The 26,776-nt window shown below is 73.9% G+C and carries 29 protein-coding genes and 1 pseudogene; 12 read left to right on the forward strand and 18 right to left on the reverse strand.

All coding sequences use genetic code 11. The annotated features are described in order from the left end of the window. Window positions 1–41: 41 nt before the first annotated feature. Genes ACL02O_RS01500 through ACL02O_RS01515 form a run of 4 tightly spaced genes read right to left on the reverse strand, consistent with a single transcriptional unit; the run spans window position 42 to window position 3,658 of the window. The gene (locus ACL02O_RS01500) at window positions 42–1,151 is read right to left on the reverse strand and encodes a threonine aldolase family protein (RefSeq protein WP_412816084.1); all 1,110 of its coding nucleotides are present in this window, start codon (window positions 1,149–1,151) and stop codon (window positions 42–44) included. Then, window positions 1,148–2,335: a pyridoxal phosphate-dependent aminotransferase gene (locus ACL02O_RS01505; RefSeq protein ID WP_412816085.1), complete on the reverse strand. Its 1,188-nt coding sequence runs from the start codon at window positions 2,333–2,335 to the stop codon at window positions 1,148–1,150. Before ACL02O_RS01505 ends, ACL02O_RS01500 begins: the two co-directional genes overlap by 4 nt. 43 nt (window positions 2,336–2,378) lie before the next feature. Continuing rightward, window positions 2,379–3,020 carry an MmpS family transport accessory protein gene (locus ACL02O_RS01510; RefSeq protein ID WP_412816086.1) on the reverse strand — a complete coding sequence of 214 codons (642 nt, stop codon included), beginning with the start codon at window positions 3,018–3,020 and terminating at the stop codon, window positions 2,379–2,381. Then, a complete protein-coding gene (locus ACL02O_RS01515) occupies window positions 3,017–3,658 on the reverse strand; it encodes an MmpS family transport accessory protein (protein WP_412816087.1) in 642 nt (213 codons plus the stop codon). The genes ACL02O_RS01510 and ACL02O_RS01515 overlap by 4 nt, the downstream gene beginning before the upstream one ends. Before the next feature lie 638 nt (window positions 3,659–4,296). On the opposite strand from ACL02O_RS01515, the gene glmS reads away from it, so the two are divergent. Further along, on the forward strand, window positions 4,297–6,210 hold the full coding sequence (gene glmS, locus ACL02O_RS01520; protein WP_412816088.1) for a glutamine--fructose-6-phosphate transaminase (isomerizing): 1,914 nt from the start codon (window positions 4,297–4,299) through the stop codon (window positions 6,208–6,210). A 70-nt stretch (window positions 6,211–6,280) separates the two neighbouring features. Here glmS and ACL02O_RS01525 read toward each other — a convergent pair whose 3' ends face one another. Together ACL02O_RS01525 and ACL02O_RS01530 are read right to left on the reverse strand one after the other, a co-directional pair. Continuing rightward, complete coding sequence (locus ACL02O_RS01525; RefSeq protein ID WP_412816089.1) at window positions 6,281–7,870, reverse strand: alpha/beta hydrolase; 1,590 nt, start codon at window positions 7,868–7,870, stop codon at window positions 6,281–6,283. Next, window positions 7,867–8,163: a hypothetical protein gene (locus ACL02O_RS01530; RefSeq protein ID WP_412816090.1), complete on the reverse strand. Its 297-nt coding sequence runs from the start codon at window positions 8,161–8,163 to the stop codon at window positions 7,867–7,869. The genes ACL02O_RS01525 and ACL02O_RS01530 overlap by 4 nt, the downstream gene beginning before the upstream one ends. Window positions 8,164–8,393: 230 nt before the next feature. On the opposite strand from ACL02O_RS01530, the gene ACL02O_RS01535 reads away from it, so the two are divergent. The 6 genes from ACL02O_RS01535 (at window position 8,394) to ung (ending at window position 13,836) form a co-directional block, all read left to right on the forward strand. Further along, window positions 8,394–8,762, forward strand: a complete 369-nt coding sequence (locus ACL02O_RS01535) for a holo-ACP synthase (RefSeq protein WP_412816091.1) — start codon at window positions 8,394–8,396, stop codon at window positions 8,760–8,762. A gap of 55 nt (window positions 8,763–8,817) precedes the next feature. Continuing rightward, window positions 8,818–10,287: an NAD(P)H-hydrate dehydratase gene (locus ACL02O_RS01540; protein WP_412816092.1), complete on the forward strand. Its 1,470-nt coding sequence runs from the start codon at window positions 8,818–8,820 to the stop codon at window positions 10,285–10,287. Between the two features lie 83 nt (window positions 10,288–10,370). Further along, entirely contained in the window at window positions 10,371–11,489 is a 1,119-nt protein-coding gene (gene alr, locus ACL02O_RS01545) for an alanine racemase (RefSeq protein WP_412816093.1), read from the forward strand. After that, window positions 11,486–12,577 (forward strand): alpha/beta fold hydrolase, encoded by a 1,092-nt coding sequence (locus ACL02O_RS01550; protein WP_412816094.1) that lies wholly within the window; start codon window positions 11,486–11,488, stop codon window positions 12,575–12,577. The genes alr and ACL02O_RS01550 overlap by 4 nt, the downstream gene beginning before the upstream one ends. A gap of 13 nt (window positions 12,578–12,590) precedes the next feature. Next, window positions 12,591–13,073, forward strand: a complete 483-nt coding sequence (gene tsaE / locus ACL02O_RS01555) for a tRNA (adenosine(37)-N6)-threonylcarbamoyltransferase complex ATPase subunit type 1 TsaE (RefSeq protein WP_412816095.1) — start codon at window positions 12,591–12,593, stop codon at window positions 13,071–13,073. 61 nt (window positions 13,074–13,134) lie between these two features. After that, on the forward strand, window positions 13,135–13,836 hold the full coding sequence (ung, locus tag ACL02O_RS01560) for a uracil-DNA glycosylase (protein WP_412816096.1): 702 nt from the start codon (window positions 13,135–13,137) through the stop codon (window positions 13,834–13,836). Here ung and ACL02O_RS01565 read toward each other — a convergent pair. Continuing rightward, window positions 13,766–13,945, reverse strand: a pseudogene (locus ACL02O_RS01565) (helix-turn-helix domain-containing protein); the annotation flags it as partial. The gene ung and the pseudogene ACL02O_RS01565 overlap by 71 nt on opposite strands. 102 nt (window positions 13,946–14,047) lie before the next feature. Here ACL02O_RS01565 and tsaB point away from each other — a divergent pair. The 4 genes from tsaB to ACL02O_RS01585 are packed head-to-tail and all read left to right on the forward strand — an operon-like array spanning window position 14,048 to window position 16,493. Next, window positions 14,048–14,725 carry a tRNA (adenosine(37)-N6)-threonylcarbamoyltransferase complex dimerization subunit type 1 TsaB gene (tsaB, locus tag ACL02O_RS01570; RefSeq protein WP_412816097.1) on the forward strand — a complete coding sequence of 226 codons (678 nt, stop codon included), beginning with the start codon at window positions 14,048–14,050 and terminating at the stop codon, window positions 14,723–14,725. 5 nt (window positions 14,726–14,730) lie between these two features. After that, window positions 14,731–15,171 (forward strand): ribosomal protein S18-alanine N-acetyltransferase, encoded by a 441-nt coding sequence (gene rimI, locus ACL02O_RS01575; RefSeq protein WP_412816098.1) that lies wholly within the window; start codon window positions 14,731–14,733, stop codon window positions 15,169–15,171. Between the two features lie 5 nt (window positions 15,172–15,176). Further along, window positions 15,177–16,223, forward strand: a complete 1,047-nt coding sequence (tsaD, locus tag ACL02O_RS01580; protein WP_412816099.1) for a tRNA (adenosine(37)-N6)-threonylcarbamoyltransferase complex transferase subunit TsaD — start codon at window positions 15,177–15,179, stop codon at window positions 16,221–16,223. Between the two features lie 15 nt (window positions 16,224–16,238). Then, a complete protein-coding gene (locus ACL02O_RS01585; RefSeq protein WP_412816100.1) occupies window positions 16,239–16,493 on the forward strand; it encodes a hypothetical protein in 255 nt (84 codons plus the stop codon). Between the two features lie 32 nt (window positions 16,494–16,525). Here ACL02O_RS01585 and ACL02O_RS01590 read toward each other — a convergent pair whose 3' ends face one another. The 11 genes from ACL02O_RS01590 to ACL02O_RS01640 form a co-directional block, all read right to left on the reverse strand. Further along, entirely contained in the window at window positions 16,526–16,822 is a 297-nt protein-coding gene (locus tag ACL02O_RS01590) for a hypothetical protein (protein ID WP_412816101.1), read from the reverse strand. A gap of 11 nt (window positions 16,823–16,833) precedes the next feature. After that, window positions 16,834–17,883, reverse strand: a complete 1,050-nt coding sequence (locus ACL02O_RS01595; protein WP_412816102.1) for a toxin glutamine deamidase domain-containing protein — start codon at window positions 17,881–17,883, stop codon at window positions 16,834–16,836. A 2-nt stretch (window positions 17,884–17,885) separates the two neighbouring features. Continuing rightward, complete coding sequence (locus tag ACL02O_RS01600) at window positions 17,886–18,212, reverse strand: hypothetical protein (RefSeq protein WP_412816103.1); 327 nt, start codon at window positions 18,210–18,212, stop codon at window positions 17,886–17,888. After that, window positions 18,209–18,592, reverse strand: a complete 384-nt coding sequence (locus ACL02O_RS01605) for a YbaB/EbfC family nucleoid-associated protein (protein WP_412816104.1) — start codon at window positions 18,590–18,592, stop codon at window positions 18,209–18,211. The genes ACL02O_RS01600 and ACL02O_RS01605 overlap by 4 nt, the downstream gene beginning before the upstream one ends. A 161-nt stretch (window positions 18,593–18,753) precedes the next feature. After that, on the reverse strand, window positions 18,754–19,488 hold the full coding sequence (locus tag ACL02O_RS01610) for a DUF4142 domain-containing protein (protein ID WP_412816105.1): 735 nt from the start codon (window positions 19,486–19,488) through the stop codon (window positions 18,754–18,756). A 123-nt stretch (window positions 19,489–19,611) separates the two neighbouring features. Then, window positions 19,612–20,793: an ROK family protein gene (locus ACL02O_RS01615; RefSeq protein ID WP_412816125.1), complete on the reverse strand. Its 1,182-nt coding sequence runs from the start codon at window positions 20,791–20,793 to the stop codon at window positions 19,612–19,614. 25 nt (window positions 20,794–20,818) lie between these two features. After that, the gene (locus tag ACL02O_RS01620; protein ID WP_412816106.1) at window positions 20,819–22,078 is read right to left on the reverse strand and encodes a sugar ABC transporter permease; all 1,260 of its coding nucleotides are present in this window, start codon (window positions 22,076–22,078) and stop codon (window positions 20,819–20,821) included. Beyond that, a complete protein-coding gene (locus ACL02O_RS01625; RefSeq protein ID WP_412816107.1) occupies window positions 22,075–22,893 on the reverse strand; it encodes an ATP-binding cassette domain-containing protein in 819 nt (272 codons plus the stop codon). The genes ACL02O_RS01620 and ACL02O_RS01625 overlap by 4 nt, the downstream gene beginning before the upstream one ends. 110 nt (window positions 22,894–23,003) lie before the next feature. Further along, on the reverse strand, window positions 23,004–24,107 hold the full coding sequence (locus ACL02O_RS01630; protein ID WP_412816108.1) for a sugar ABC transporter substrate-binding protein: 1,104 nt from the start codon (window positions 24,105–24,107) through the stop codon (window positions 23,004–23,006). Window positions 24,108–24,325: 218 nt separating this feature from the next. Continuing rightward, window positions 24,326–24,805: a Cys-tRNA(Pro) deacylase gene (ybaK, locus tag ACL02O_RS01635; RefSeq protein WP_412816109.1), complete on the reverse strand. Its 480-nt coding sequence runs from the start codon at window positions 24,803–24,805 to the stop codon at window positions 24,326–24,328. 100 nt (window positions 24,806–24,905) lie between these two features. After that, window positions 24,906–26,093, reverse strand: a complete 1,188-nt coding sequence (locus ACL02O_RS01640; RefSeq protein WP_412816110.1) for a THUMP-like domain-containing protein — start codon at window positions 26,091–26,093, stop codon at window positions 24,906–24,908. A gap of 347 nt (window positions 26,094–26,440) precedes the next feature. Between ACL02O_RS01640 and groES the strand changes: the two genes are divergently transcribed. Further along, entirely contained in the window at window positions 26,441–26,755 is a 315-nt protein-coding gene (gene groES, locus ACL02O_RS01645) for a co-chaperone GroES (RefSeq protein WP_018222648.1), read from the forward strand. Window positions 26,756–26,776: the final 21 nt, after the last annotated feature.

Here is a 26,776-nt window from a genome sequence, read left to right on the forward strand (position 1 = left end):
AAGCCGTCGTGCTGCCCGCCCTGACCCCGGCGGCGGTCAGGTCAGGCGGACGCCAACCGGCGCAGGAAGCGGCCGGCCAGGTCGGCGACCCGGTCGGCGTCCAGCTCCAGCGCCGGGCCGGCCACCGTCACCTCGGCCAGCGCGATCCCGGGCACCTCGGTGTCCCGCCAACCGCCGACGAACCACGCCTTCTCCTCCTCGGCGAGGGCGAGGTTGGCCGCGTTCAGGGCCTCCGCCGGGTGCGGCAGCCAGAGCCGGAACTGGTGGGTGTGCGGGGGTGCCGGGTGTACCCGCGCCCCGGGCAGGGCGGCCAGCGCGGCGGCCACCACCTTCGCGTGTGCGACGTAGCCGGCCAGCCGGGGCAGTTCGTGCGTCAGACCGGCCAGCGCGGCGAGGGCGGCCGGCCACTGCTGGAACAGCGTCCCGCCGTGGCGGTGTCGCCAGGCGCGGGCGTAGCGGACCAGCTCCGCGTCGCCGGCCAGCGCCGCGCCCGAGTGGCCGCCGAGGGACTTGTAGAACGAGACGTACGTGCTGTCGGCCAGGGCCGCGATCTCGGCGAGCGAGCGCCCCAGGTGGACGGTCGACTCCCAGAGCCGGGCCCCGTCCAGGTGCACCCGGGCACCCCGCGCCCGGGCCGCCGCCACCACCGCGCCCAGCTCGTCCCAGCTCGGCAGCACGAACCCGGCGTCGCGTAGCGGCAGCTCCAGCATCAGCGTGCCGATCGGCTCGTCGAGCGCGGCCACCTCCTCGTCGGTCGGATTGCGCGGCGCGTCCGTGGTGCGTACCGCCCGCAGCCCGGTGAGCACCGCGTACGCGTCGCGCTCGTGCAGCAGCGGGTGATTGAGCGGGTGCAGGCCGACCGCGTCCCGGCCGGTCACCTCGGCGCCGTACCGCAGGGCGACCTGCTGCGCCATCGTGCCGGTGGGGAAGAAGGCGACCGCCTCGGTGCCGAGCAGCTCGGCGACCCGGCCCTCCAACTCCTCGACCGGCCCGCCCTCGCCGTAGAAGTCGGGGACCGGGTCGTCGGTGACGGCCGCCCCGATCACCGCGAGCTGGTCCCGGATCGATGGTGGCCGGATCCCGGAGAGCACGGTGTCGCAGCCACGCTGGGCGGCGAACCGGCGCACCAACTCCGCCCTCGCCCCGGTCATCGGTCCTCCGCCAACCGGCGCAGCCGGGTCACCGCCTCGGTCAGCACCTCGGGTCGTTTGCAGAAGGCGAACCGGACCAGCCGTCGCCCCGCCTCGGTGTCGTCGTAGAAGACCTGGGTCGGCACCGCCACCACTCCGCAGCGCTCCGGCAGCGACCGGCAGAACTCCACCCCGTCCCGGCCGCCCAGCGGAGTGACGTCGGCGGTGACGAAGTACGTGCCCTCCGGCGTGAGCACCCCGAACCCGGCGTCGGCGAGGCCGGCGACGAGCTGGTCCCGGCGGCGCCGCATGTCCTCGGCGAACTCGGTGAAGTAGGCGTCGGGCAGCCCGAGCGCCACCGCGACGGCCGGTTGCAGCGGCCCGGCGTTGACGAAGGTGAGGAACTGCTTCACCCGCAGCACCGCGGAGACGAGCGGAGCCGGCCCGCTCACCCAGCCGACCTTCCAGCCGGTGCAGGAGAAGGTCTTGCCGGCCGAGGAGATGCGCAGGGTCCGCTCGCGCATCCCGGGCAGGGTCGCCAGCGGCACGTGCGGCGCGGCGGCGTCGCCGAAGACCAGGTGCTCGTACACCTCGTCGGTGACCGCGTACGCGTCGTGCTCCCGGCACAACTCGGCGACCAGGGCCAGCTCGTCCGGGGTGAAGACCTTGCCGGTCGGGTTGTGCGGCGAGTTGAGCAGCACCAGCCGGGTCCGTGGCCCGAACGCGGCGCGCAGCTCCGCCGGGTCGAAGGCGTACCGGCCGTCGGCGGCGGGACGCAGCGTCACCGGGCGGCGGACCGCGCCGGCCAGGGCGATCGAGGCCGCGTAGGAGTCGTAGTACGGCTCGAAGCAGACCACCTCGTCACCCGGCTCGCAGAGGGCCAGGATGCTGGCGGCGATGGCCTCGGTGGCGCCCGCGGTCACCACGATCTCGCCGTCCGGGTCGTACGCCAGCCCCCAGAACCGGCGCTGGTGGGCTGCGACGGCCGCGCGCAGCGCCGGGATCCCCGGGCCCGGCGGGTACTGGTTGTGGCCGGAGCGCAGCGCCTCGGCGGCTGCCGCGAGCATTTCCGGCGGGCCGTCGGTGTCGGGGAAGCCCTGCCCGAGGTTGACTGCCCCGGTACGCACGGCGAGCGCGGACATCTCGGCGAAGATGGTGGTGCCGAACGGCCGCATCCGGGCCACCAGCGGATCGGTCGTCGTCACGCCGGCCAGCCTACGGGCCGCCGCCGGCGCCGCAAGCCCGCCGTCAGCCGCCACAACCGCACCGCCAGCCGCCCGGGCCGACCGTCTCGGTGACCGGCCGTCCGCCGTTGACCGACAGCGCGCAGGTGATGCTCCGCCCGCCCTTGTCGTCGGCCTTGCCGGCCTGCACCCACGCGGCCGTCGGGTCGTCGGTGCGGACCGTCCGCCGCCAGGGCAGCGACACCCCGTCGAGCTGGACCAGATAGCCGTCGGCGTCGCGGTACTGGATGTCGGCCGGGCCCTGGCCGGTGACGGAGTAGGCGACCGTGAAGCGGCCCGGACCGTTCGACGGGGTCGACGCCGGCCGGTGGGTGGGGCTCGGGTCCGCTGACGGCGGTGGCGTGGTGGGGTCGGCTGCCGGCGGGTCCGAGAATTCCGGCGGGGTGGCGGGGCCGGCGGCGGTCGGGCGGTCGGGCAGGTTGAGCGGGAGCAGCACGGCGCCCAGGCAGCCGAAGACGGCCAGCGCGACGACCGCGAGGCCGGCGAGCACGGCCGTGGTGAACCGTTCGCCCCCGGACCACCACCGGCTGTCCTCGTCGCCGCCTGGTGACAGCGCGGGGAACTCCCCCGGCGGAGCCTCCACCGGGGTGGTGACCCGGGGCGGGTCCGGTGGCGTCCAGGCCGGGGCCGGGTCGATCGCGCTCATGCGTAACAGTCCGCTCCGTACTCGTTCGTCTCCTCGGCGACGAGCTTGCCGTTCACCATGATCCGGCAGCCGAGCGGGCTGGTGTCGGCCGGCTCGGAGTGGCTCGTCAGCACCATCACCCGCTCGGTCCCGTCGGTGGTGAGCTTCAGCCGCCAGGGCAGCTCCACCCGCTCGGCCTGGATGAAGTCGCCGTTGGCGTCGTAGTACTCCAGGTCGGCCGGGGCGGTGCCGGTCACCTCGTAGACCACGGTGAGCCGGCCGGCGCCGCCGGACGGGGTGACGGCGGGACTGCGGGTGGGTACCGCGGTGATCAGCCCGCGGTCCGGGTCGCCGTTCTCGTCCGGCTCGTCCGGCCAGGCCCCCTCCGACCCGTCGTACGAGTCGGCCGTCGGGTCGTCGACCACGGCGCTGAGCACGCCGAGGCCGACGCAGCCGCAGAAGGCCAGCACCAGGACCACGCCGACGGCGATCAGGGTCGTGGCGAGCCCGCCGATGCCGGTCTGCGGCCGCGTGCCCGGGTGCGCGTACGGGTGCGCGTACGGGGGCGGGTAGGCGGGTGGTGGCCAGCCCGACGGGGCGTGTCCCGGCCAGGGCGGGGCGGGCGGGCCGCCGGCCACGGGCGGGGCGACCGGTGGCACGGGGGACGGGTTGATCGGCGCCCCGGACGCCGGCCCGGACACCGCCCCGCCCGGCGGTACCGCCGGGCGTACTCCGAGGCCCGCTGCCGGCCGGTCGGTCGACGCGAACTGTTCCGGCGGGCTTCCCGGTCCAGGAGTGCCGGGCGGGTCCGCGGGGAAGTAGGAGCCGGTCGGGACGGGATGCCCGGCGGGGAAGGGGGAGACAGCGGGATGCCCCGGGGCGAAGGCTGTCCCGGTGCCGCTCGTCGCGTCTGGTGGTGACCACGGTGCCGGTGGAGCCCAGGGCTGCGGGGCGGCCAACGGGTCCGGTGGTGTCCAGGGGCCGGGTGGGGGTACGGCGGGGGGCGCGGTCGGATCGGTCGGGCCGCTGGCCTGCGGCTCGGGAGGTGGGGTCGCCTCGGACATCGGCTCAACTCGCAGGGGACGGGCGTGGCGGGGACGGGCTGGGGCGTCCGGATCGGGAGGTACGCCCCGACCAGGGGCCCTCAATGTAGGAGCTGGCGGCCAGTCGCCGGGACCCCGACCGTCTGGGCGGTTCGCCGGGTCCCGGCCCGCGCTGCCCGTTCGCTCAAATTCAGTGATCGTTTACCCGACTTTCGAGCACGCACGATGAGCGAAACTGGGTTAGGCTGCGGACCATGTGTGGAATCGTGGGTTACGCCGGCGCGCGCCCGGCACTCGGCATCGTGCTCGACGGACTGCGGCGGCTCGAGTACCGCGGCTACGACTCGGCCGGCGTGGCGGTCGTCTGCGAGGACGAGCTGCTGACCGAGAAGAAGGCCGGCAAGCTGGCCAACCTGGAGAAGGTCCTCGCCGAGCGGGCTGCCAGCGACCCCGACTCCTGCGCCGCCAGCCCGATCGGCATCGGTGACGGCACCACCGCCATCGGCCACACCCGGTGGGCCACCCACGGCGGCCCCACCGACCGCAACGCCCACCCGCACCTGTCTCCCGACGGCCGGGTCGCCGTGATCCACAACGGCATCATCGAGAACTTCGCCAAGCTCCGCACCGAGTTGGAGGCCGACGGCGTCGAGTTCGCCAGCGACACCGACACCGAGTGCGCCGCCCACCTGATCTCCCGGGCTCTGGCCGACCTGCGCTCGGCCGGTGAGGTGGACGGCCCGCAGTTGCTCGCCTCCGCCATGCGGCTGGTCTGCCAGCGGCTGGAGGGCGCTTTCACGCTGCTCGCCGTCGACGCCGGCATCCCCGGCGCGGTGGTCGGCGCCCGGCGCAACTCGCCCCTGGTCGTCGGCCGCGGCGACGGGGAGAACTACCTGGCCAGCGATGTGGCCGCGTTCATCGAGCACACCCGCGACGCGGTCGAGCTGGGCCAGGACCAGATCGTGCTGATCACCCCGGACAGCATCGAGATCACCGACTTCGCCGGCCAGCCCGCCACCGGCAAGGACTTCCACATCGACTGGGACTCGTCGGCCGCCGAGAAGGGTGGCTACGACTGGTTCATGCTCAAGGAGATCGAGGAGCAGCCCCAGGCCATCGCCGACACCCTGCTCGGCCGGCTCACCGAGACCGGCGAGATCGCCCTCGACGAGGTCCGCCTCAGCGAGCAGGACCTGCGCGACGTCGACAAGATCTTCATCGTCGCCTGCGGCACCTCGTACCACGCGGGCCTGGTTGCCAAGTACGCCATCGAGCACTGGACCCGGATCCCCTGCGAGGTCGAGCTGGCCAGCGAGTTCCGCTACCGCGACCCGGTCCTGGACCGGTCCACGCTGATCGTGGTGATCTCGCAGTCCGGCGAGACCATGGACACCCTGATGGCCCTGCGGCACGCCAAGGAGCAGAAGGCCCGGGTGCTCGCCATCTGCAACACCAACGGCTCGACGATTCCGCGCGAGTCCGACGCCGTCCTCTACACCCACGGTGGCCCGGAGATCGCGGTCGCCTCCACGAAGGCGTTCCTCACCCAGGTCGTCGCCTGCTACCTGATCGGCCTGCACCTGGCCCAGGTACGTGGGATCAAGTTCGCCGACGAGGTGGGCGCGGTCGTCGCCCAGCTGCAGGAGATGCCGGGCAAGCTGCGCGAGCTGCTCGACCGGATCGAGCCGGTCCGGGAGCTGGGCCGCGAGCTGAAGTCCGAGCCGACCGTGCTCTTCATCGGCCGGCACGTCGGCTACCCGGTGGCGCTGGAGGGTGCGCTCAAGCTCAAGGAGCTGGCGTACATGCACGCCGAGGGTTTCGCCGCCGGCGAGCTGAAGCACGGTCCGATCTCGCTGATCGACAAGGGCACCCCGGTGATCTGCATCGTGCCGTCGCCGGTCGGCCGGGGCATGCTGCACGACAAGGTCGTCTCCAACATCCAGGAGGTGCGCGCCCGAGGCGCCCGGACCATCGTGATCGCCGAGGAGGGTGACGAGGCGGTCGTCCGCTACGCCGACCACCTGATCTACGTGCCGCGCACCCCGACGCTGCTCGCCCCGCTGGTGACCACGGTGCCGCTCCAGGTGCTCGCCGCCGAGATCGCCGCCGCCCGCGGGCACGACGTCGACCAGCCACGCAACCTGGCCAAGTCGGTCACCGTCGAGTAGTCGCCCCGACCGAGGCCCCCGCCGCCCCCGGGTGGCGGGGGCCTCGGCGTGTCCGGGCCGGGCGCGGCGCTCATCGGCCCAGCACGATCCGGGCCATGCCGTCCAGGGCCGGATTGCCGGGGTCCCAGTAGCCGGAGTGGCCGTACCGGCCGCTGGGGAAGCGCCGGCCGCCGAAGCCGGGGTCGGCCGGGTCGTGCCCGAACCACAGCCGGTGATCGTCGAGCGCCCCGGCCACCGGAGCCAGCGGCGTCCCGCTCAGCACCGCCCGGCGGGCCAACTCCTCCGGCGGCCGGGCCAGCCGGATCACGTCGTCCGGCGCGGTGGCGGCCCAGACCTGCCCCGGGGCCGTGCGCAGCGCCCCGGCGTGATCGACCCCCACGCCGGGGGAACCGACGAAGACCAGCGCGTCCGCGCTCAGCCCGTGGTCGCGGGCGGCCGCGCCGACCACCAGCGAGCCGTAACTGTGGCCGAGCACGGTCTGCCGGGCCGGCGGGCCCTCGTGCGCGGCGCGTAGCCCCGCCTGGAACCGGTGCAGCGCCGGTCCGGCCTCCTCGGCCTGCCGGGGCCGGGCCGCCTCGGGCAGCGAATCCGGGGCGTCGTAGTCCAGCCAGAGCACCGCCGCCGTCTCGTCCGCCGGGGCGAGCGCCGCGCACCTTTCCAGCACCCGGGCGGCCCGACTCAGCTCGCCGGGGGCGTCGGCGAGGTCCGCGGTCATGCCCGGGACGTACGTCAGCACCGCGCCGGCCCGGTCCGGGTTGCCCAGCGCCACCACCGTCCGCCCGTCCCCGGCCGGGTCGAGCCCGAGCAGGTACGCCCGGGGTGGGCCGGGCACGGCCAGCCGCTCGGCGAGCGTGTCGAGGCCGTGCAGGGCCGCCTCCGCCCCGGCGAGCCGGGCCAGCCGGGCCAGTTCGAGCGGGCCCGCCGGCAGCGGGCACAGCAGCCGCCGGCGGCGGTCGGCCAGCTCCTCCCGCCACCCCGCCAGCAGTAGCCGGTTGGCCTGGTCGCGGGCCGCCACCGGCACGCCGTCGAGCCGGCCCACCCGGGCCGGCTCGTGGCGCACCAGCCAGCGCCGCTGCGCCGGGGTCAGCCCGGCCCACCAGCGGCTCACCTCCGGCGGGGCGGCCCCGGGCGCCGGCCGCCCGGCGGGGGGCGCGCTCACCCAGCCGTGGACCGCCGCCGTGACCAGCTCGGCCAGCCGGCCGGCCGCCTCCCGGTCCGCCGCGTCGGCCAGCGCCAGGGCCGCGCGTACCTCGGCGGCCACCTGAGCCACGGCAGGGCCGGTCCGTGCCGCCGGCCGCTGGCGGGCCGGGTCGGGGCGGACCGCGCCCGTGCGGTCCACCAGCATGCCGCCCGCCTCGGCGCGGGCCACGGCGGCGGCGAGCCGGGCCTTCGCGACCCGGAGCCGGTCGGCGAACTCGGCGAGCGCCTGGTCGACCTCCAGCACCGCGGGCAGCACGTCGGCGAGGGCCTCCCGGAGCACCCCGAGCAGCCCCTGCGCGCCCGCCGCCGCCCCGCCGGACCAGCCGGAACGCAGCGCGGCGGCGTGGGCGGCCAGGCCGTCGGCCCGCTGCCGGACCGGGCCGGTGAGCCCGCGCCAGGCCGCCCCGGCACCGGCCCAGGCGCCCGGATCGGCCCGCCAGAGCTGCGCGTACCCGGTCATTGTGGGATCCCGGCCAACCGGCCGGCGGCCCGCTCGTCCACCGCCTGGTAGCCGTCGGCGGCGGTGCGGACCGCCGCGCCGGTCGCCGCCACCCGGGCGGCGAGGGAGCCGGCCCAGTGCTGCACCGCCGCCTCCAGCTCGGCCAGCTCGGCGCCGGCCCGCCAGCCGTCGGCCGGCACCAGCAGCCCCGGCCCGGCGGCCAGCCCGTGGGCCAGCCGGTACGCCTCGTCGCCCAGCTCCCGGGCGACCCCGCGCAGCAACGCCGGTTCGACGGTGAACGGCTCCTCACCCATCGCGTGTGCCTCCCCGCTGGACCGGCCGCCGACGGGACCGACGGCGGCGGACGGATGCGCCCGGTCCCGGCCAGGGAACCGGACAACAGGGACGCTAGGTGGCCGGGGCGCACCCGCTACCCGCCCTGTGGACAACCGGGGGCGCCCGTGCACCGGGGTCGTCCACAGGCGTTGTCCACCGCCCGGCCGCTGGCTGATGTGCGGCGGCGACCGCCGGTAGGGTGAGATTCGTGATCGTGGCGGTCGGCATCGACGTCGTGCTGGTGGACCGGTTCGGCCGGGCCCTGGCGCGTACGCCGCTGCTGGCCGACCGCCTGTTCACCGAGGCCGAGCGGTACACCCGCGCCGGCAACCCGCGCGCGGCCGAGTCGATGGCGGCCCGCTTCGCCGCGAAGGAGGCGGTGGCCAAGGCGCTCGGCGCGCCGGCCGGGCTGAACTGGCACGACTGCGAGATCGTGGCCGATCCGGCCGGCCGGCCCTGGCTGACCGTCTCCGGCACGGTGGCCGCCGCCGCGGCCGAGCGCGGGATCAACCACTGGCATCTGTCGTTGTCGCACGACGGCGGGATCGCGTCGGCGATGGTGGTCGCGGAACGGTGAGCCGACCCGGCGGGCCACCCCGGCCCGCCCGGGCTGAACGGACGGGACGGGTGGCATGAGACCGGTGTGGCGGGTCGCGGAGGTACGCGCGGCGGAGGCGGGCCTGATGGGCACCCTCCCGCCCGGGACGCTGATGCAGCGGGCCGCCGCCGGCCTGGCCCGCCGCTGCGCGCTGCTGCTCACCGAACGGGGCGGCGTCTACGGTGCCCAGGTGCTGCTGCTGATCGGCTCCGGCGACAACGGCGGCGACACCCTGTACGCCGGCGCGCACCTGGCCCGCCGGGGCGCGGCGGTCTCCGCCCTGCTGCTCACCCCGGGCCGGGCGCACGCCGAGGGGCTGGCCGCGCTGCGGGCCGCCGGCGGGCGCCTCGTCGACCGCCCCCCGGCCCTGGTGGACCTGGTCCTCGACGGGATCGTCGGGATCGGCGGTCAGGGCGGCCTGCGGGAGACCGCCGACCAGCTCGCGGCAAGCCTGGCGGAGCGCTGCGGGCGGGACGGCACCCGGGCCACCGTGGTGGCGGTGGATGTGCCGAGCGGCGTCGCGGTGGACACCGGGCACGTGCCGGTCACCGCCTCCGGGCGGCCCTGCGCGGTCCGGGCCGATGTCACGGTCGCCTTCGGCGCGCTGAAGCCGGCCCTGGTGGTGGGTCCGGCCGCGGCGCTCGCCGGGCAGGTGGAGCTGGTCGACATCGGGCTGGAGCCGTGGCTGCGCGGCACCCCGGCGCTGCGGGTGCTCGAGTGGTCCGACGTGGCCGGCTGGTGGCCCGAGCTCGGCCCGTCCTCGGAGAAGTACACCCGGGGCGTGGTCGGGGTGGCGACCGGATCCGCCATCTACCCGGGCGCGGCGGTGCTCTCCGTCGGCGGCGCGCTGGCCGGCCCCACCGGCATGGTCCGCTACGCCGGCGGCGCGCGGGAGGAGGTGCTGCACCAGCACCCGTCGGTGATCGCCACCGGCCGGGTCGCCGACGCCGGCCGGGTGCAGGCCTGGGTCTGCGGCTCCGGGCTGGGCATCGGCGAGGAGTCGGTCGCCGAGCTGCGTGCCGTCCTCTCCACCCCGGTGCCGGTGGTGCTCGACGCCGACGCGCTCACCCTGCTGGTCGACGGCAGGATGGCGGACCGGCTGCGCGAGCGGGACGCCCCGATCGTGGTGACCCCGCACGACCGGGAGTACGCCCGGCTCTGCGGCGAGATGCCGGGAGCGGACCGGGTGGCGGCGGCGCTGCGGCTGGCCGCCTGGATGAACGCGGTGGTGCTGCTCAAGGGCGACCGCACGATCATCGGCACCCCGGACGGCCGGGCGTACGTGAACCCGACCGGCACCCCGGTGCTGGCCACCGGGGGCACCGGTGACGTGCTGGCCGGGCTGCTCGGCTCGCTGCTGGCCGCCGGGCTGGCCCCCGAACGGGCGGCCGCCGCGGCGGCGTACCTGCACGGGCTGGCCGGCCGGGAGGCGGCCCGCAGTGGCCCGGTGACCGCGCCCGACGTGGCGACCGCGCTCCGCCCGGTGATCGCCCGGCTCGGCTGATCACGACGGCGGCGGCGGTGGCCCGGGCGGTGCGAGCGCGCGGCTCGGGCCACGGTGATCACCGGCGGAAGTAGGCTGGGGGCATGTGGCAGTCGGAGGTGCGCGTCGACCTGGACGCGATCCGGGAGAACGTGGCCCGGCTCAAGTCGGGCACCAGCGCCGAGTTGATGGCGGTGGTCAAGGGCGACGGGTACGGCCACGGCATGGTCCAGTCCGCCCGGGCGGCGCTCGACGCCGGCGCGGACTGGCTCGGGGTCTGCACCCTCGACGAGGCGCTGCTGCTGCGCCAGGAGGGGATCACCGCGCCGGTGCTGGCCTGGCTGCTCGACCCGGGCCTGCCGCTGCACGACGGGGTCGCGGTGGGCGTCGACCTGGGCTGTGCCAGCCTCCCCCAGCTCGACGAGATGATCGAGGCGGGTCATCGGGCGGACCGCCCCGCCCGGCTGCACCTGAAGATCGACACCGGGCTGTCGCGCGGCGGGGCCACCGTCGCCGACTGGCCCGCGCTGCTCGACGCCGCCGCGAAGGCCCAGGCCGACGGCCTGGTCGAGGTGGTCGGCGTGTGGAGCCACTTCGTCTACGCGGACTCGCCTGGTCACCCCACGACGGACCGCCAGCTCGCCGTCTTCCAGGAGGGGCTGGAGATGGTGGAGCGGGCCGGACTGCACCCCCGCTACCGGCACCTGGCCAACTCGGCCGCCACGTTGACCCGCCCCGACACCCACTTCGACCTGGTCCGGCCCGGTCTGGCGACCTACGGCCTGTCGCCGATCGAGGGCGAGCGGTTCGGTCTGCGCCCGGCGATGACCGCGCGGGCCCGGGTGATGCTCACCAAACGGGTCCCGGCCGGCACGGGCGTCTCGTACGGCCACACCTACCTCACCGAACGCGAGACCAACCTGGCCGTCGTCCCGCTCGGCTACGCCGACGGGGTGCCCCGGCACGCCTCGAACACCGGCCCGGTGCAGCTCGGCGGCAGGCGGCGTACGGTCTCGGGCCGGGTCTGCATGGACCAGTTCGTGGTCGACTGCGGCGACGACGACGTGGCCGCCGGGGACGTCGCGACCCTCTTCGGCAGCGGTGCGGACGGCGAGCCGACCGCCGACGACTGGGCCGAGGCGGTCGGCACCATCAACTACGAGATCGTCACCCGGTTCGGCGGGGTCCGGGTGCCCCGGGTCTACGACGGTGAGCGGCCATGAACCAGCGTTTCCGCGTTCCCCGGCCGCGTACCGCCGCGGGCAAGGTGGCCGGAGTGGTCGGCGCGGCCGTCGGCGTCGCCGCCGCCGGGCTCGCTGCGGGCGTGGTGAGCGAGCGGGTCCTGATCCGCCGGCTCAAGAACGACCCCGCCGACCCGCACGCGCACGAGGTCTTCGGCCGGCAGCGGTACGACGAGGCGTTCACGCTGGAGATGCCGGACGGCACCGACATCCACGTCGAGGTGGTCGAGCCGACCCGGCCGGTCGCCGGGCACCCGACCGTGGTGCTGGTGCACGGCTTCTGCCTGGACATGGGGACGTTCCACTTCCAGCGCGAGCTGCTCGCCGCCCGCGGCGACTACCGGGTCGTCGCGTACGACCAGCCCGGGCACGGCCGCTCCGGCAAGCTGGAGACCGGCGAGTACGACCTGGCCACGCTGGGCCGGACCCTGCGCCGGGTGATCGACGAGGTGGCCCCCGAGGGGCCGCTGGTGCTGGTCGGGCACTCGATGGGCGGCATGACCATCATGGCGCTGGCCGAGCTGTACCCGGAGCTGTTCGGCGACCGGGTGGTCGGCACGGTGCTGATGGCCACATCCGGCGGCCTGCTCGCCGAGACGAAGCTGGTGGCCCCGGCGCTGCTCGGCCGGGTCGGCGCGCCGGTGCTCTACATGATGAGCAACGCCACCCGGTACGGCGGCACCGTGATCGACAAGGCCCGCAAGTCGACCACCAACGTGGCCTGGCTGCTCACCCGCAAGTACGGGTTCGGCACCGCGAAGCCCAGCCCCGCCCTGGTGTCGTACGTCGAGACTATGAACTCCCGGACCTCGGCCGACACGGTCACCCGCTACCTGCGCACCCTGGCCACCCACTCGCGGTTCCCGGCGCTGGCCGCGCTGGCCGGCACGCCGGTGCTGGTGGTCGTGGGGGACAAGGACATGATCACCCCGGTGACCCACTCGGAGGAGATCGTCCGGCGGCTGCCGCACGCCGAGTTCGTCAAGATCCAGGACAGCGGGCACGTGGTGATGCTGGAGCACGCCGACGAAGTGAATGCGGCGCTCGAACAGTTTCTTGAACAGCTATGAGTCTGGAGGCGCTGTGACGGTCGTCGTCGAGCTGAAGACGGTCGACGACACCCGCGAGTTCGGCCGCCGGCTGGCCGGGGTGCTGCGCGCCGGGGACCTGCTGCTGCTCAGCGGCCCGCTGGGCGCCGGGAAGACCGCCCTGACCCAGGGCATCGGTGCCGGCCTGGGCGTACGCGGCGACATCACCTCGCCGACCTTCGTGATCGCCCGGGTGCACCGGCCCGACCCCGTGCGGGGCGGGCGGGTGACCCTGGTGCACGCCGACGCGTACCGGCTGGGTGAGTCGGCGGACCCGCGTGCCGAGATCGACGATCTCGACCTGGACGCTTCGGTGGACGAGGCGGTGACCGTGGTCGAGTGGGGCGAGGGCATGGTCGAGCAGCTGGTCGACGCCCACCTGCGGGTCCGGATCGACCGCCGGGAGGACGACACCCGGGTGGTGACGCTGAAGCCGGTCGGCGGCGACTGGGCGGACCGGCTGACCGGCCTGGACTGACGACTGTCGTACCTTTTGCCTACAGTGCCGGGGACCGATCTCCACCGGCGGAAGGTTGCCGATGCCCGACGACGCCCCCACCCTCGACCTGCTGGCGCTGCTGCCCGACGCCTGGCGGACGGTGCTCACCCCGCACCTCGACCCGGTTCGCACCGCGGCGCTCGCCGGGTTCGTCGCCGGGGAGTACGCGACCCGGTCCGTCTTCCCGCCGGTCGAGGACCTGTTCTCCGCGTACCGGCTGTGCGGGCCGGCGGAGACCCGGGTGCTGATCCTCGGGCAGGATCCGTACCACAAGGCGGGGCAGGCGCACGGGCTGAGCTTCAGCGTGCGCGAGGGGGTGGCGGTGCCGCCGTCGCTGCGCAACGTCTTCAAGGAGTTGGGCGAGGACCTGGGCGTGCCGAAGCCGGCCAGCGGCAACCTGAACGGCTGGGCGGCGCAGGGCGTGCTGCTGCTCAACTCGGTGCTCACCGTGCGGCAGGCCACCCCCGGCTCGCACGCGAACAAGGGGTGGGAGGAGTTCACCGACGCCACCATCCGGGCCCTGGACGCGCTCGACCAGCGCGTGGTCTTCCTGCTCTGGGGCGGGTACGCCCGCAAGAAGGCGGCCCTGGTCACCAACTCCCGGCACGTGGTGCTGGAGGCGGGCCACCCGAGCCCGATGAACCCGCGCGGCTTCCTGGGCAGCCGCCCGTTCAGCGCCGCGAACAAGGCCCTCGCCGACGCCGGCCTGCCCACCATCGACTGGGAACGCTCAGCCGGCTGACCCGGAGCCGCTCCACCACGGGCAGGCTCGGCAACCGGTCGCCGCGTTCGATCCGGGCGATCGCGCCGTGGCTGAGCCCGGACAGTTCGGCCAGAGCCGCCGACGAGCGGCGCCTGGCCCGACAAGCCCCTCCGGCGCGGCCCGGCCCGCCGGGCCGCGCTGGGACAGGCCGTGACCGGCGGTGACCGCTGGGCGGCTAGGCTGGCATACCGTGCTCGTACTCGTGGTGGACTCCTCGACGCCGGCGGTGACCGCTGCCCTGGTCGAGGTCTCGGCGGAGGGTGTCACGGCCCGCGCGCAGCGGTGCACGGTCGACGCCCGGGCGCACGGGGAGCTGCTCGCCCCGCAGGTCGACGCGGTGCTGGCCGACGCCGACGTCCGCCCCGTCGACCTGACCGCGATCGTCGCCGGGCTCGGCCCGGGGCCGTTCACCGGCCTTCGGGTCGGCCTGGTCACCGCCGCCACCATGGGCCAGGTGCTCGGCATCCCCACGTACGGCGTCTGCTCGCTGGACGGGATCGGTCACCCGGCGGCCGCCGGCGAGCCGGTGCTGGCCGCGAGCGACGCGCGCCGCCGGGAGGTCTACTGGGCGGTCTACGACGGTGCCGGCCAGCGCATCGCCGGGCCGAACGTGGACGCCCCGGCGGTCGCCGCCGAGCGCGCCCGGGGCCTGGCCGTCACGGTCGCGGTCGGCGACGGCGCCCACCGGTACGCGGACGTTTTCGGCCTGCCGGTGCGGTCGGAGCCACGCTACCCGGACGCCACGGCGCTGGCGGTCCTCGCCGCCGAGCGGATCCGCGCCGGTGCCCCCGGCGAGGCGCTCACCCCGCTCTACCTGCGCCGCCCGGACGCCGTCGCGGCCACCGGGCACAAGCCGGTCCTACCGTGACCGGGGTGAGCATCAGCCGGTTCCGCTGGTGGCACATCGACCAGGTGCTGCCGGTCGAGGCGGACCTGTTCGGCGCCGAGCAGTGGTCCCCGGCGATGTTCTGGAACGAGCTGGCCAACCGGCACTTCTACCTGGTCGCCACGGACGACGATGCCGTGCTGGGTTACGCCGGGCTGGCCGTCGCCCCGCCCGACGAGGCCTGGGTGCAGAACATCGCGGTCCGCCGGGACGCTCAGCGCCGGGGCATCGGCCGGCTGCTGCTGGAGGCGCTGCTCGCGGAGGCGGCCCGGCGGGGCATCCGCAGCACGCTGCTGGAGGTCGCGGCGGACAACGCCCCGGCGCAGCGGCTCTACGCCATGTACGGCTTCGAGCCGATCGGCGTGCGGCGCGGCTACTACCAACCGAGCAACACCGACGCGCTGGTCATGCAGCGCAACGAGGACTGACGAGCATGGCTGACGAACCACTGATCCTCGGCATCGAGACGTCCTGCGACGAGACCGGGGTCGGCATCGTACGCGGGCACACCCTGCTCGCCGACGCGCTGGCCTCCAGCGTCGAGGAGCACGCCCGGTTCGGTGGCGTGGTGCCCGAGGTGGCCAGCCGCGCCCACCTGGAGGCGATCGTGCCGACCATGGACCGGGCGCTGAAGGAGGCCGGCGTGACGATCGCGGACATCGACGCGATCGCCGTCACCTCCGGCCCGGGCCTGGCCGGGGCGCTGCTGGTCGGCGTGGCCGCCGCCAAGGGCTACGCGGTCGCCGCCGAGAAGCCGGTGTACGGCGTCAACCACCTCGCCGCGCACGTCGCGGTGGACACCCTGGAGCACGGCCCGCTGCCCGAGCCCGCGATCGCTCTGCTGGTCTCCGGCGGGCATTCCTCGCTGCTGCGGGTGGACGACCTGGCCCGCGAGGTCACCCCGCTCGGCTCGACCATCGACGACGCGGCCGGTGAGGCGTTCGACAAGGTGGCCCGGCTGCTCGGGCTGCCCTTCCCCGGCGGCCCGTACATCGACCGGGCGGCGCGGGCCGGCGACCCGGCCGCGATCGCCTTCCCGCGCGGCCTGACCGCCGCCAAGGACCTGGTCGGCCACCGCTACGACTTCTCCTTCTCCGGCCTGAAGACCGCGGTGGCCCGCTGGGTGGAGGCGCGGCAGCGGGCCGGCGAGGCGGTCCCGGTCGCCGACGTGGCCGCGTCGTTCCAGGAGGCCGTCTGCGACGTTCTGGTCGGTAAGGCGCTGGACGCCTGCGGCAGCAGCGGCATCGACACGCTGGTGATCGGCGGTGGGGTGGCGGCCAACTCGCGGCTGCGGGCGATGGCCGAGCACCGGGCGGCGAAGCACGGCATCCGGGTCCGTACCCCCCGGCCGAAGCTCTGCACCGACAACGGGGCCATGGTGGCGGCGCTCGGCTCGCACCTGGTCGCCGCCGGTGTCGCGCCGAGCCGTCTCGACCTGCCCGCCGACTCGGCGATGCCGCTGACCGTGGTCAGCGTCTGACCGGGAGGGATCGACATGATCGTCCGCATGTGGGAGGCGAAGGCCGAGCCGTACGGCTTCGCCGAGCTGATCACCTGGGTGTGCGAGACCGCGCTGCCCGAGTTCGAGCACGACCCGCTGCACCTGTCCAGCGAGGTGTTCTCGTCCACCGACCACCGGCTGGTGGTGATCTCGAAGTGGCGGAGTAACCCGCAGGCCCTGCCGGCCCCACCGCCGACGCTGGTCGCCCGCCCGCCGCACTCCTGGGACTTCACCCAGGTCGACCGCTGACCCGAGGCCGGGCCGCGGTCGACCGGGTGAGGTCAGGCGAGCAGGGTGGGCGCGGGGTTGGGCCGGTTGCGGATCGACGGGTCGGTGCCGATCTGGAAGGACGGCACGAACTCCAGCCGTCCGTCCGTCTTGTGCACCACCGGCACCGAGCCCGCCATGGCGTACGACATGTCGCCGCCCACCAGGAACTCGCGGGCGCCGACCTCGAAGACGTAGAACTGGTCGTTCTCCACGATCCTGCGGTCGTCCAGGCAGTACGTGCCGAAGGGCCAGTCCGGTTCGGTGGCGCGGCGGACGATGTCGCGGGCCTGCTCGTAGGTGACAGCCATGAGGGGGGATCCTAACCGGGCGGCCGGACGAACTCGCTGAGTCCGCCGGGCATGGGGATGTCGTCCAGCCGGACGAACGAGGTGCTGTGTCCCTTGGTGAAGTAGTCGGCCACGTCGCGCCCGGCGTTCTGGCCGTCGATGAAGCGCACCTTGCCGCCGACGTTCTCCACGTTGAACACGTGGCCACCGCCGTTGTTCCAGCGGATCGCCACGACGCCCCGCGAGCCGGGGCCGAAGTTCTGGAACGCCTGCTCGATGTCGCCCTGGCCGCCGCCGGTGAACCTCCGGCCCCAGGTCTGCTCGATGTCGCCGAGCGGTCGGCCGCCCCACGGATGGAACTTCTGCGGCAGGTTGGTCGCCTCGACGTCGATGCCTCTTCGGCGCAGCTCGTACGTCTGCACACAGTGGGTGCAGTTCGCCGAGTAGTCCGGGTGCGGTGGGTTGAACCGCGGGTTGACCTTCTTGAGTTCGCGCGCGATCTGCTTCTCCACCTTGCGGGCGGCCCGCTTCTCGCCCACCTTGCGGACCAGCTTCAGCAGCCGCTTCGCCTGCTGGAGGATGTGCTTGAGGACGGTGCGGACCTGCTGCACGATCAGCCGTATCAGGCGTTGGCAGATCATCCGGGTGACCGCCACGAAGCCGGGCACGGCGCCGGTCGAGGCCCCGAAGGTGGCGACCGCGGCAGCGATCGCCATGGTCACCTGGACCAGCAGGATGATCAGCTGGACGATGAAGGCGATCTTCATGGCCAGGGTCATCGCCGCGAAGATCATCAGCACCGCGCCGATGAGCTGCGCCGCGATGGCGTCTTCCAGCAGCCGCAACTGCGGCCCGTCGGCCCGCGTCCACCACCGCTCGAACGCGTCGGCGGTGTCCCCGTGGTTCTGCTGCCAGACCGCCGCCGCGGCCCCGTCGGCCCGCATCGCCGCGCCCTGCAGCGCCATCCCGAAGGAGAGCCAGTGCTGGCCGGCGGCGAAGAGCAGTTCCTCGTCCGCCTCCGGCCACTCCAGACCGATCCAGCTGAGCGGTTCGGTCAGTTCGGCGGGGAGTTCCAGACCCACGCTCAGGCCCCCAGCCGACCGTGCAGCTTGGTGAAGAGCTGGTCCGACTCCAGATCCGTCTCGACCACCTGCTGGGCCCAGTCCGCCAGCCCCTCCGCGGCGCTGATCAGCAACTGCACGTGCGAGCCGTACGTCTCCAGGGCGTGCGACAGCACCTCGGTGTACGCGGCGCCGAACACCGAGCCCGGTTCGTCCGCGCCCCACGGGTTCTCGGTGGTGACCGTGGCCTCCAGCGTGCTCAGCCCGCTCTCCAGCTCGACCGCGACGCCGGCGATGGTCTGGGCCGAGCCGGCCAGCACCTCGGGCTCGGTGTGCATCGGTTGGGTCATCGCGTCGCTCCACCCATCCGGTCCAGCCGGTCGGCGATCTGCTGCGCGGCGGCGGCCATGTCGTCCAACCGGCGCTGCGCGCTGAAGCCGAGGTCGTTCAGGAGCGGCCCCAGCCCTTCGGGCAGGGTCGGCGGCTGGCCGGACAGCTGCTCCTGGAGCTGGCCCTGCACCTGCGCCCGGGCGTCGCGGAACGCCTGCCGGATCGCCGCCGACAGGTCGACCGCCGGCAGCCGCATGGCGCGCGGATCCAGGTCGAGGGCGAGCAGCTCGCCCGTCCCGTCGATCTCGATGTGTACCAGGCCGTCCGCCGCGTCGGCGACGCCGCGGGCGGCGCTGAAGCGGCCGAGCAGGCCGTCCGGTCGGGGGTACTGGTCGGTCACGCGGCCACTCCGTTCCGGTCGACTGTGGAGGGACGCGGACCTGCCGCGCCCCGCGAAGCCTAGCGAGCGGCCGCCAACCGATTGCCCGGGGCACCCGGGCGCGGGCGGCGGAACACGACGGCCCGCACCGGGAAGTGGTGCGGGCCGTCCGTCGGACGAGGTCAGCTGCGGCGCAGAATGCGCCAGGTCGCGTAGCCACCGGTGACCAGGGCGAGGAGGAAGACCACCCACACCACAGTGGTGCCGACCTGGACCCCGCCGCCGGTGCCGACGTTCGCCGCCGCTGCGGCGACCAGCGAGTCGCTCTGCGCCGGGGGCAGCGCGGCGGGCGGCAGCTGCTGCCAGCGGACCAGCCCGGTGCTCTCCAGCATCGTCATGTGGTCGCCGACGAACTTGTTCGCCTCCTCGGCGAGCTTGCGCACGATGGGGTCCCGGGTGCTGGCCCGGACCGCGCCGATCACCGGAAAGATCTTGCCGTGGGCCACCCGGAGCCGGGTCACGAAGATCTGGTCGAACTGGTTGCCGGTGGCGTTCTGCATCTCGGTCAGCCAGCCCTGCTGCTGCGTGGTCGGCGAGGTCGGCAGGGTGGCGCCCAGCTTGTTGGCCGCCTCCACCACCAGCCGGTCCAGCACCTCGTGCTGCCGGGCGATCTCCGCGCCGATCTCGCGTACCCGGGCGGACTGACCCTTCTCGGCGGCCATCTGCCCGGCGGGCATCTCCCAGAGGCCGGCCAGCCGGACACCGTTGAGCAGGGTCATGTCGGCCGCGTTGAACTGCTGACCGGGTGCGGGGGCGGCCACGGCCGCGCCAGGGAGGACGGCGATCCCCGCGACGAGCGCGGCGAGCAGCAGCGTCACCCGGTGCGCCAGCCGGCGTACGGATTCCAGCGGTGCCATTGTTGCGGTGCCTCCTCGGTCCGGACCGGTACGCGGATGTCCCGGACGGTCGCCCGGGGGCCATCCGTCCGCACCCTGGTACGGATCACGGCACCGATCAGTTCAGCCCATGCCGTGGAACGGTCAGCCGACGTCGAGCGGGTCGGCGAGGAGGCGTTCGAAGGCCAGCTCGGCCGCCCCGATCAGCGCCGCGTCGTCGCCCAGCTTGGGCGTACGCAGCCGCACGTGCTCCAGGCAGGCGGGCAGTCCGTTGGAGTTGAGCCGGCTGCGTACCTGGGCGGCGGCGGCCAGGTAGAGGTCGCGCATCGTGCCGCCGAAGATGATCATCTCCGGGTTGAAGATGTTGACCAGGTTGGCCACGCCGAAGCCGAGCCAGTCGCCGGCCTGCCGGACCGCGGTCTGGGCGCGGGCGTCGCCCCGGTCGGCGGCGTCGAAGACCGCCAGCAGCGCCTCCCGGCCGCGGGCTTCCGAGCGGCCGGCGGCGCGGAGCACCCCGTGTTCGCCGATCTGGGTCTCCCAGCAGCCCCGGCGCCCGCAGTCGCAGAGCAGGCCGTCCCGGACCACCACCATGTGCCCGACCTCGCCGCTGTACCCGCCGTGCCCGGTCAGCCGCCGCCCGCCGGCGATGATGCCCGCCCCGACGCCGACGTCCCCGTACAGGTAGATGACGTTGTCGCAGTCGGCGGCGACGCCGCGGGCGTGCTCGGCGAAGGCGGCCACGTCGGCCACGTTCCCCACGGTGATCGGCACGTCGATGCCCAGCTCGGCGGCGAGCGCGGCGCCGATCGGCTCGTCCACCCAGCCGGTGGTGGGGCTCAGCCGGACCAGCCCGTCCTCGCGGCGGACCATGCCGCAGACCGCGACCCCCGCGCCGACACAGATGGAGTCTGCCGGCACCGACTGGTGCATCTCCTTGACCGCGCCGGCCAGCAGCGGTGCGGCCTCCCCGGCGACCAGGTTCCGCGGCCGGTCCAGCTCCCGGCTGTCGAGCACCTCACCGCCGAGACCGACGCGGGCGGCCCGCAGCCGGTCCACTTCCACGCTGTACGCGTACGCGTAGACCCGGGCCGACTCGGGCCGGACGACCAGTGACGGTCGCCCGGCCCGGCCGGTCTCCTTCGGCGTCCCCTCGCTGACCAGACCGGCGCCGGCCAGGTCGGCGGTCAGCGCGCCGATGGTGCTGCGGTTGAGCCCGAGCGCGGTGGTCAGCTCCGCGCGGCTGGTCGCCCCGTGCACGTGCACGTAGCGGAGCAGTGCGCCCAGGTTCTGCCGACGGATCTCGTCCTGGCTCGGTCCCGCGCGCATTGCCACAGCCATGTCCGTACGGGGTTCAGCGGGTGCCGGTGGCGCTGGACCGCCGACGCGAGAAGGCGTCGACGCTGGCCGCCAGCAGCAGCACCACGCCGGTGACCACGTACTTGATGCCCGAGCTGTACCCCATCAGTCCCATACCGTTGTCGATGACCGCGACGACCGCACCACCGAGCACGGCGTCGAGGACCCGGCCCTTGCCGCCGAAGAGGCTGGTGCCGCCGATCACCGCCGCGCCGACGGCGTAGAGCAGTACGTTACTGCCACCGGTGTTGGGGTCCACCGAGTTGGCCCGGCTGGCCGCCACGATGCCGCCGACGGCCGCCATCGCCGAGCAGATGACGAAGACCGAGATGCGGATCCGGTCCACGTTGATACCGGCCCGCCGGGCCGCCTCGGTGTTGCCGCCGACCGCGTAGATGTGCCGGCCGTAGCTGGTGCGCTGGAGCACGAAGGTCCAGGCGATCAGCAGCACCGCGATGATCGGCACCACGATCGGCACACCCTTGAGTGAGACCACGAGCACGTTGCGGCTGCGCTCCAGGTTGAGCACGTAGACCGCGACGCCGAGGATGACGGTGAGCGCGGCGATCCGGGTGAACACCACCGCGATCGGGTCGGTGGCCAGGCCGCGGGCGGAGCGGTTGCGGTAGCGCAGCAGCTGCAGCGCCGCGTAGCCGACGACGGCCACGGCGACCAGGGCCCAGCCGAGCGCCGGCGGGAGGTTGCGGTTGGCGATGGCCACCAGGACCTTGTCCCGGACCGAGATGTTGGCGCCCTCCTTCATCAGCATCAGCACGATGCCCTGGAAGGCGAGGAAGCCGGCGAGGGTGACCACGAAGGACGGGATGCCGATCTTCGCGACCAGGTAGCCGAGCACCAGGCCGATCACCACGCCGGTGACGATCGCGGCGAGCACCGCGACCCACCAGGGGTAGCCGAGCACGGTGACGACGTTGGCCAGCACGGCCGCGCAGACGCCGCTGGCGAAGCCGGCGGAGAGGTCGATCTCGCCGAGCAGCAGGACGAAGACCAGCCCCATCGCGATCAGGGTGACCGCCGCGCCCTGGGTGAACAGGTTGGCGAAGTTGACCGCGGAGAGGAACGACGGTCGCAGGATCGAGAAGACCGTGCAGAGCACGATCAGGCCCGCCACGGCGGGCAGGGCACCCATGTCACCGCCGCGTACCCGGCCCCAGTAGTTGCGGACGTGGCTGCCGATGGTCGGCGCCGGCGCGACGGCGGCGGCGCCCTCCTTCTTCACGACGGTGGTGGTCATCGGACGGCTCCCGGGGTGGTTTCGGTGGCCGCGGCGCCGTTGCCGTTGGTGCCCGGTTCGGCGGCGAGGCCGAGGTTGCCGGAGCGGCCGGCGGTGATCAGCTCGACCACCTGCGAGTGGGTGATGTCGGTGGTCTTCACCTGGGCGACCATCTGACCGAGGTAGAGCGCGGCGATCCGGTCGGAGACGGCGAAGACGTCGTTCATGTTGTGCGAGATGAGCACGACGGCCAGGCCGTTGTCGGCGAGCCGGCGGACCAGCTCCAGCACCTGAGCGGTCTGCGCGACGCCGAGGGCGGCGGTCGGCTCGTCCAGGATGACCAGCTTGCTGTTCCAGAGCACGGCCTTGGCGATGGCCACGGTCTGGCGCTGGCCGCCGGAGAGGCTGCTGACGTGCTGGCGCAGCGACTTGACCGTGCGGACGCTCAGCCCGGCGAGCGTCTCGGCGGCCATCTGCTCCATGGTCGGCTCGTCCAGCACGATGCCGCTGCGCTTCTCCCGGCCGAGGAACATGTTCTGCACGATGTCGAGGTTGTCGCAGAGCGCGAGGTCCTGGTAGACGACCTCGATGCCCAGCGCGGCGGCGTCGCGCGGGCTGTGGATGCTCACCGGCCGGCCGTCGAAGACGAACTCGCCGGCATCGGTGGGGTAGATGCCGCTGATGCACTTGACCAGGGTCGACTTGCCGGCGCCGTTGTCACCGACCAGCGCGGTGACCTCGCCGGCGTGGGCGGCGAAGGCGACGTCACGCAGCACCTGGACGGGACCGAAGCTCTTGTCGATCCCGCGTAGTTCCAGCAGGGGAGTTGCGGACACGGGGCTCTCCTTTGGGCGGAGGGGAGATCTCGGATCCCGTCCGGCGCGGGCGCCGCCCGGCACGGGATCTCCCGTGCCGGGCGGCGTCGCCTGAGGGGCGGGTAGGACGGTCAGCTGATGCCGGCGTCGGCGCAGAGCTTGGCGTAGGCGCCGGTGCACAGCTCGTCCTTGGTGACGAAGCCGTCGTTGACGACGTCCTTGACGTTGTCCTTGTAGATGGCCTGCGGGGTGAGCAGGACGGACGGGACGTCACGGCCGCCCTCCGGGTCCTTGACCGTCTGGCCGGTCTCCTTCTTCTCACCCTTGGCGAGCGAGATGGCGAGGTCGGCGGCCGCGTCGGCCTCCTTCTTGATCGCCTTGTAGACGGTCATGCACTGGTCACCGGCGAGGATGTTCTGCAGGCCCTGGACGGTGGCGTCCTGGCCGGTCACCGGCACCTTGCCGTTGAGCTTGTTCTTCTTCAGCACCGAGATGGCCGCGTTGCCGAGGCCGTCGTTGGCGGCCAGCACCCCGTCGATCTTGCCCTTGGTCTGGGTGAGCATCTGCTCGAAGATCGTGGCGGCCTGGGCGTTGTCCCAGTCCGGCACGGACTGGTCCGGGCCCTTGACGTAGTCGCCGGAGTCGAACTTCGGCTTGAGCACCGAGTCGTAGCCGTTCTTGAACAGGGTGGCGTTGTTGTCGGTCGGCGATCCGTTGAGGTAGGCCACGACCGGCTTCTGCGCGCCCTTGTCGGTGAGGCACTTGCTCAGGCCCTCACCCTGGAGCTTGCCGACCGCCTCGTTGTCGAAGCTGACGTAGTACTGGGCCGAGCCGCCGAGGGTCAGCCGGTCGTAGTCGATGGTCGCCACACCCTGCGACTTGGCCTTGTCGAGCACGGCCTTGCCGGTGCCGGAGTCCAGGTTCACGATCATCAGGGCGGTGACGCCCTGCGTGATCATCTGGTCGGCGATGGTCTGGAACTGGGTCTTGTCGCCCTGGGCGTTCTGGATGTCGTAGTCGACGTTCGCGGCCTTGAACGCCTCCTCCAGGAACTTGCGGTCCGCGCCCTCCCAGCGGGCGGAGGACTTGCTGTCCGGAAGGATCACGCCAATCTTCGGCTTCTTGTCGTTCGAGCCGCCGGCCTGGTCGGAAGAACCGCCGTTGTCACCACAGGCGGCCATGCTGCCGGTCGCGAGGAGACCGACGGTCGCGAAGGTGAGGAGTCCCTTGCGCATGTGCACGGGTCCTTTCGGAGGGTGGGGAGTGGTGCTCGGTGTTTTGTTGTGTCCGGCAACGTATTCCTCGCCGCAGTCGCCGCGCAAGAGTGTCGAGGTCAGAGTTTTGTTGGCGGCGGTAACAATTCAGCAACGCGACTGTCACCCGCCTGTCACCATGCTGAGAGCGCTCCCTGGCCGATGTCCGGAAGCGCTCCCACCAGTCCTCGGCGGGCGGTTCAGGCGGTGGAGATCGGGGCCGTGACGGCGTCGGTCAACGCGACCAGATCCGTCGGGGCGAGTTGCAGTTGCAGGCCCCGTCGCCCGGCCGAGACGTAGACGGTCGGCTGCGCCAGCGCGGACGCGTCGACCACCGTGGGCAGCCGCTTGCGCTGCCCGAGCGGGCTGATCCCGCCCCGGACGTACCCGGTGGCCCGCTCGGCGAGGGCGCGGTCCGCCAGCGCCGCGCGCTTGCCGCCGACCGCGGCAGCGAGAGCCTTGAGGTCCAGGTCCCCGGTGACCGGGACGACCGCCACGGTGAGACCGCCGTCGACCTCGGTGACCAGCGACTTGAACACCCGTTGCGGCGGCACCCCGAGGGCCGCCGCGACCAGCGCGCCGTAGTTGGGGGCGTCCGGGGAGACGTCGTACGGGTGGGTGCTGTGGGCGATCTTCCGCTTGGTCAGCAGCGCTGTCGCCGGAGTGCCCTGTCCCGCCATGCCGAACAAGCTAACTCCGGCAGGGCCGGCGGGCGAGTCGTAACCCACCGGCCGGGAACGGTCCGCCCGCCCGGCGCGGGCCCGGAATCCGTCCGTCGGCTCAGCCCGGCACCGGCCGGCAGACCAGCACGGTCGGCGCGTCGGCCACCCGGGTCAGCACGAGGCTCGCCGAGCCCTCGCCGGCCAGCCGCAGGTCCCGGCGCAGCTTCTCCGGCTCCAGCGCCGAGCCCCGCTTGAGGATCTCCACCCGCCCTACCCGCCGTTCCCGCAGCAACGCGCGCAGCCGCTTCAGCGAGAACGGCAGCACGTCGGTGACCTCCAGGCACCGGGCGAACGGGGTGGGCCCCGCCGGGTCGGCGTACAGGTAGGCGATCGCCGGGTCGGCCAGTGCGGCGGCCAGCTCGCCGGCCAGCTCGGCGACCAGGTGCGCACGGACCACCGCCGGGTCCGGGTCGTACAGGAAACGGCGGACCGGCCCGACCGGCGCGCCGGCGTCTCCGGCCCCGCTGAGCACGTGTGCGCGGTCGCCGCGCAGCACCGTGGCGCGGCGGGGGACCTCGGCCAGCGCGCCGCACCACAGCGCCGCCTCGACCAGGTCGCCGTCCACGCTGACCCACTCCGCCTCGGCACCCGCGGGGATCAGCGCGTGGTCCAGGCCGGGGGCCACCTTGACCACGGTGTGCGGCACCCGCTCGGCGAGCCCGGTCACGAAGTCCCACGGGGGCGAGTAGGCGTTCGGGTCGAAGATCCGCCGCCCGGTGCCGGCCCTCCGCCGGGCCGGATCGCAGAAGACCGCCTCCACCCGGGTCACGTCGAACCCCGTGGCGTCCCCGCACTCCACGGTGAACAGCCCGGACAGCCCGGCCGCCTCGGCGTTCGCGGCGGCCATCGCGGCGGTCACCGGGTCGGCCTCCACCCCGTACACCCGGATGCCGGCGCGGGCGGCGGCGAGCGCGTCCGCGCCGAGGCCGCAGCCCAGGTCGGCGAGGGTGCGCACCCCGGCGGCGCGCAGCCGTGCGGCGCGCCGGTCGGCGACCACCCGGCGGGTGGCCTGCTCCAGCCCCGGCCGGGTGAGGAACATCCCGGCGGCCGCCGGCCCGAACTTGCCGACCGCCCGGCGGCGCAGCTCGGCCTGGGTCAGCGCGGCGGCGGCCAGCCCGGCCGGGACGCCGGTCGAGCGGAGCGCGGCCGCCGCGGCCAGCGGATCCCCGCCGGCGAGCCCGGCGGCCGTCGCGAGCGCGGCCGACCCCTCGGGGGTACGCAGGGCGGCGAGCTGGTCCAGATCCACCCGCCCATTGTCCTGGCCGGCCGGAGCGGGCCGCCCGGCGGTGTCAGCGGGTGCGGGTGCCGGCGACGAGGTGCTGTCGGCGTGCCACGGTGAGGAGTGGCGGAGCTGTGGCGGGCCGGCGCGACACGAGGGTGGTGCGTTGGCACTCTCCTTGACGGAGTGCTAGCCGAGGAATAACCTGCGATTAGCACTCTCGCCCTGAGGGTGCCAACGCCCGGGCCCTGGTGTCCGGGGGTTGAACGCCAGGCGGACCGGCACCCGCGACGACGGCCCCGCCCGGTGGCATGTGGCAGATTGACGCCGGTCGGCATGCCGACCGGCAACGACACCAAGTACCCCAGGAGGGTATGCCCGTGACTACCGCGACCAAGGTTGCGATCAAGCCGCTCGAGGACCGCATTGTGGTCCAGGCGAACGAGGCCGAGACCACCACCGCCTCGGGCATCGTGATCCCCGACACCGCCAAGGAGAAGCCGCAGGAGGGCACCGTCCTCGCTGTCGGCCCGGGCCGGATCGACGACAAGGGCAACCGCGTGCCGATCGACGTGAAGGTCGGCGACACCGTCCTGTACTCGAAGTACGGCGGCACCGAGGTCAAGTACGCCGGCGAGGAGTACCTGGTGCTCTCCGCCCGCGACGTCCTCGCGGTCATCGAGAAGTAAGCAACCGATCAGTGTCGTTGC

This window comes from Micromonospora mangrovicola, from assembly GCF_047200535.1.
Lineage (GTDB): Bacteria > Actinomycetota > Actinomycetes > Mycobacteriales > Micromonosporaceae > Micromonospora.

Excerpts from the sequence above, each read along its gene's own strand:
- ACL02O_RS01500 (WP_412816084.1), bottom strand. The coding sequence starts at position 1,151 with ATGACCGGGGCGAGGGCGGAGTTGGTGCGCCGGTTCGCCGCCCAGCGT.
- ACL02O_RS01510 (WP_412816086.1), bottom strand. The coding sequence starts at position 3,020 with ATGAGCGCGATCGACCCGGCCCCGGCCTGGACGCCACCGGACCCGCCC.
- glmS (WP_412816088.1), top strand. The coding sequence starts at position 4,297 with ATGTGTGGAATCGTGGGTTACGCCGGCGCGCGCCCGGCACTCGGCATC.
- ACL02O_RS01525 (WP_412816089.1), bottom strand. The coding sequence starts at position 7,870 with ATGACCGGGTACGCGCAGCTCTGGCGGGCCGATCCGGGCGCCTGGGCC.
- ACL02O_RS01530 (WP_412816090.1), bottom strand. The coding sequence starts at position 8,163 with ATGGGTGAGGAGCCGTTCACCGTCGAACCGGCGTTGCTGCGCGGGGTC.
- ACL02O_RS01540 (WP_412816092.1), top strand. The coding sequence starts at position 8,818 with ATGAGACCGGTGTGGCGGGTCGCGGAGGTACGCGCGGCGGAGGCGGGC.
- alr (WP_412816093.1), top strand. The coding sequence starts at position 10,371 with ATGTGGCAGTCGGAGGTGCGCGTCGACCTGGACGCGATCCGGGAGAAC.
- ACL02O_RS01550 (WP_412816094.1), top strand. The coding sequence starts at position 11,486 with ATGAACCAGCGTTTCCGCGTTCCCCGGCCGCGTACCGCCGCGGGCAAG.
- ung (WP_412816096.1), top strand. The coding sequence starts at position 13,135 with ATGCCCGACGACGCCCCCACCCTCGACCTGCTGGCGCTGCTGCCCGAC.
- tsaD (WP_412816099.1), top strand. The coding sequence starts at position 15,177 with ATGGCTGACGAACCACTGATCCTCGGCATCGAGACGTCCTGCGACGAG.
- ACL02O_RS01585 (WP_412816100.1), top strand. The coding sequence starts at position 16,239 with ATGATCGTCCGCATGTGGGAGGCGAAGGCCGAGCCGTACGGCTTCGCC.
- ACL02O_RS01590 (WP_412816101.1), bottom strand. The coding sequence starts at position 16,822 with ATGGCTGTCACCTACGAGCAGGCCCGCGACATCGTCCGCCGCGCCACC.
- ACL02O_RS01600 (WP_412816103.1), bottom strand. The coding sequence starts at position 18,212 with ATGACCCAACCGATGCACACCGAGCCCGAGGTGCTGGCCGGCTCGGCC.
- ACL02O_RS01610 (WP_412816105.1), bottom strand. The coding sequence starts at position 19,488 with ATGGCACCGCTGGAATCCGTACGCCGGCTGGCGCACCGGGTGACGCTG.
- ACL02O_RS01615 (WP_412816125.1), bottom strand. The coding sequence starts at position 20,793 with ATGCGCGCGGGACCGAGCCAGGACGAGATCCGTCGGCAGAACCTGGGC.
- ACL02O_RS01620 (WP_412816106.1), bottom strand. The coding sequence starts at position 22,078 with ATGACCACCACCGTCGTGAAGAAGGAGGGCGCCGCCGCCGTCGCGCCG.
- ACL02O_RS01630 (WP_412816108.1), bottom strand. The coding sequence starts at position 24,107 with ATGCGCAAGGGACTCCTCACCTTCGCGACCGTCGGTCTCCTCGCGACC.
- ybaK (WP_412816109.1), bottom strand. The coding sequence starts at position 24,805 with ATGGCGGGACAGGGCACTCCGGCGACAGCGCTGCTGACCAAGCGGAAG.
- groES (WP_018222648.1), top strand. The coding sequence starts at position 26,441 with ATGCCCGTGACTACCGCGACCAAGGTTGCGATCAAGCCGCTCGAGGAC.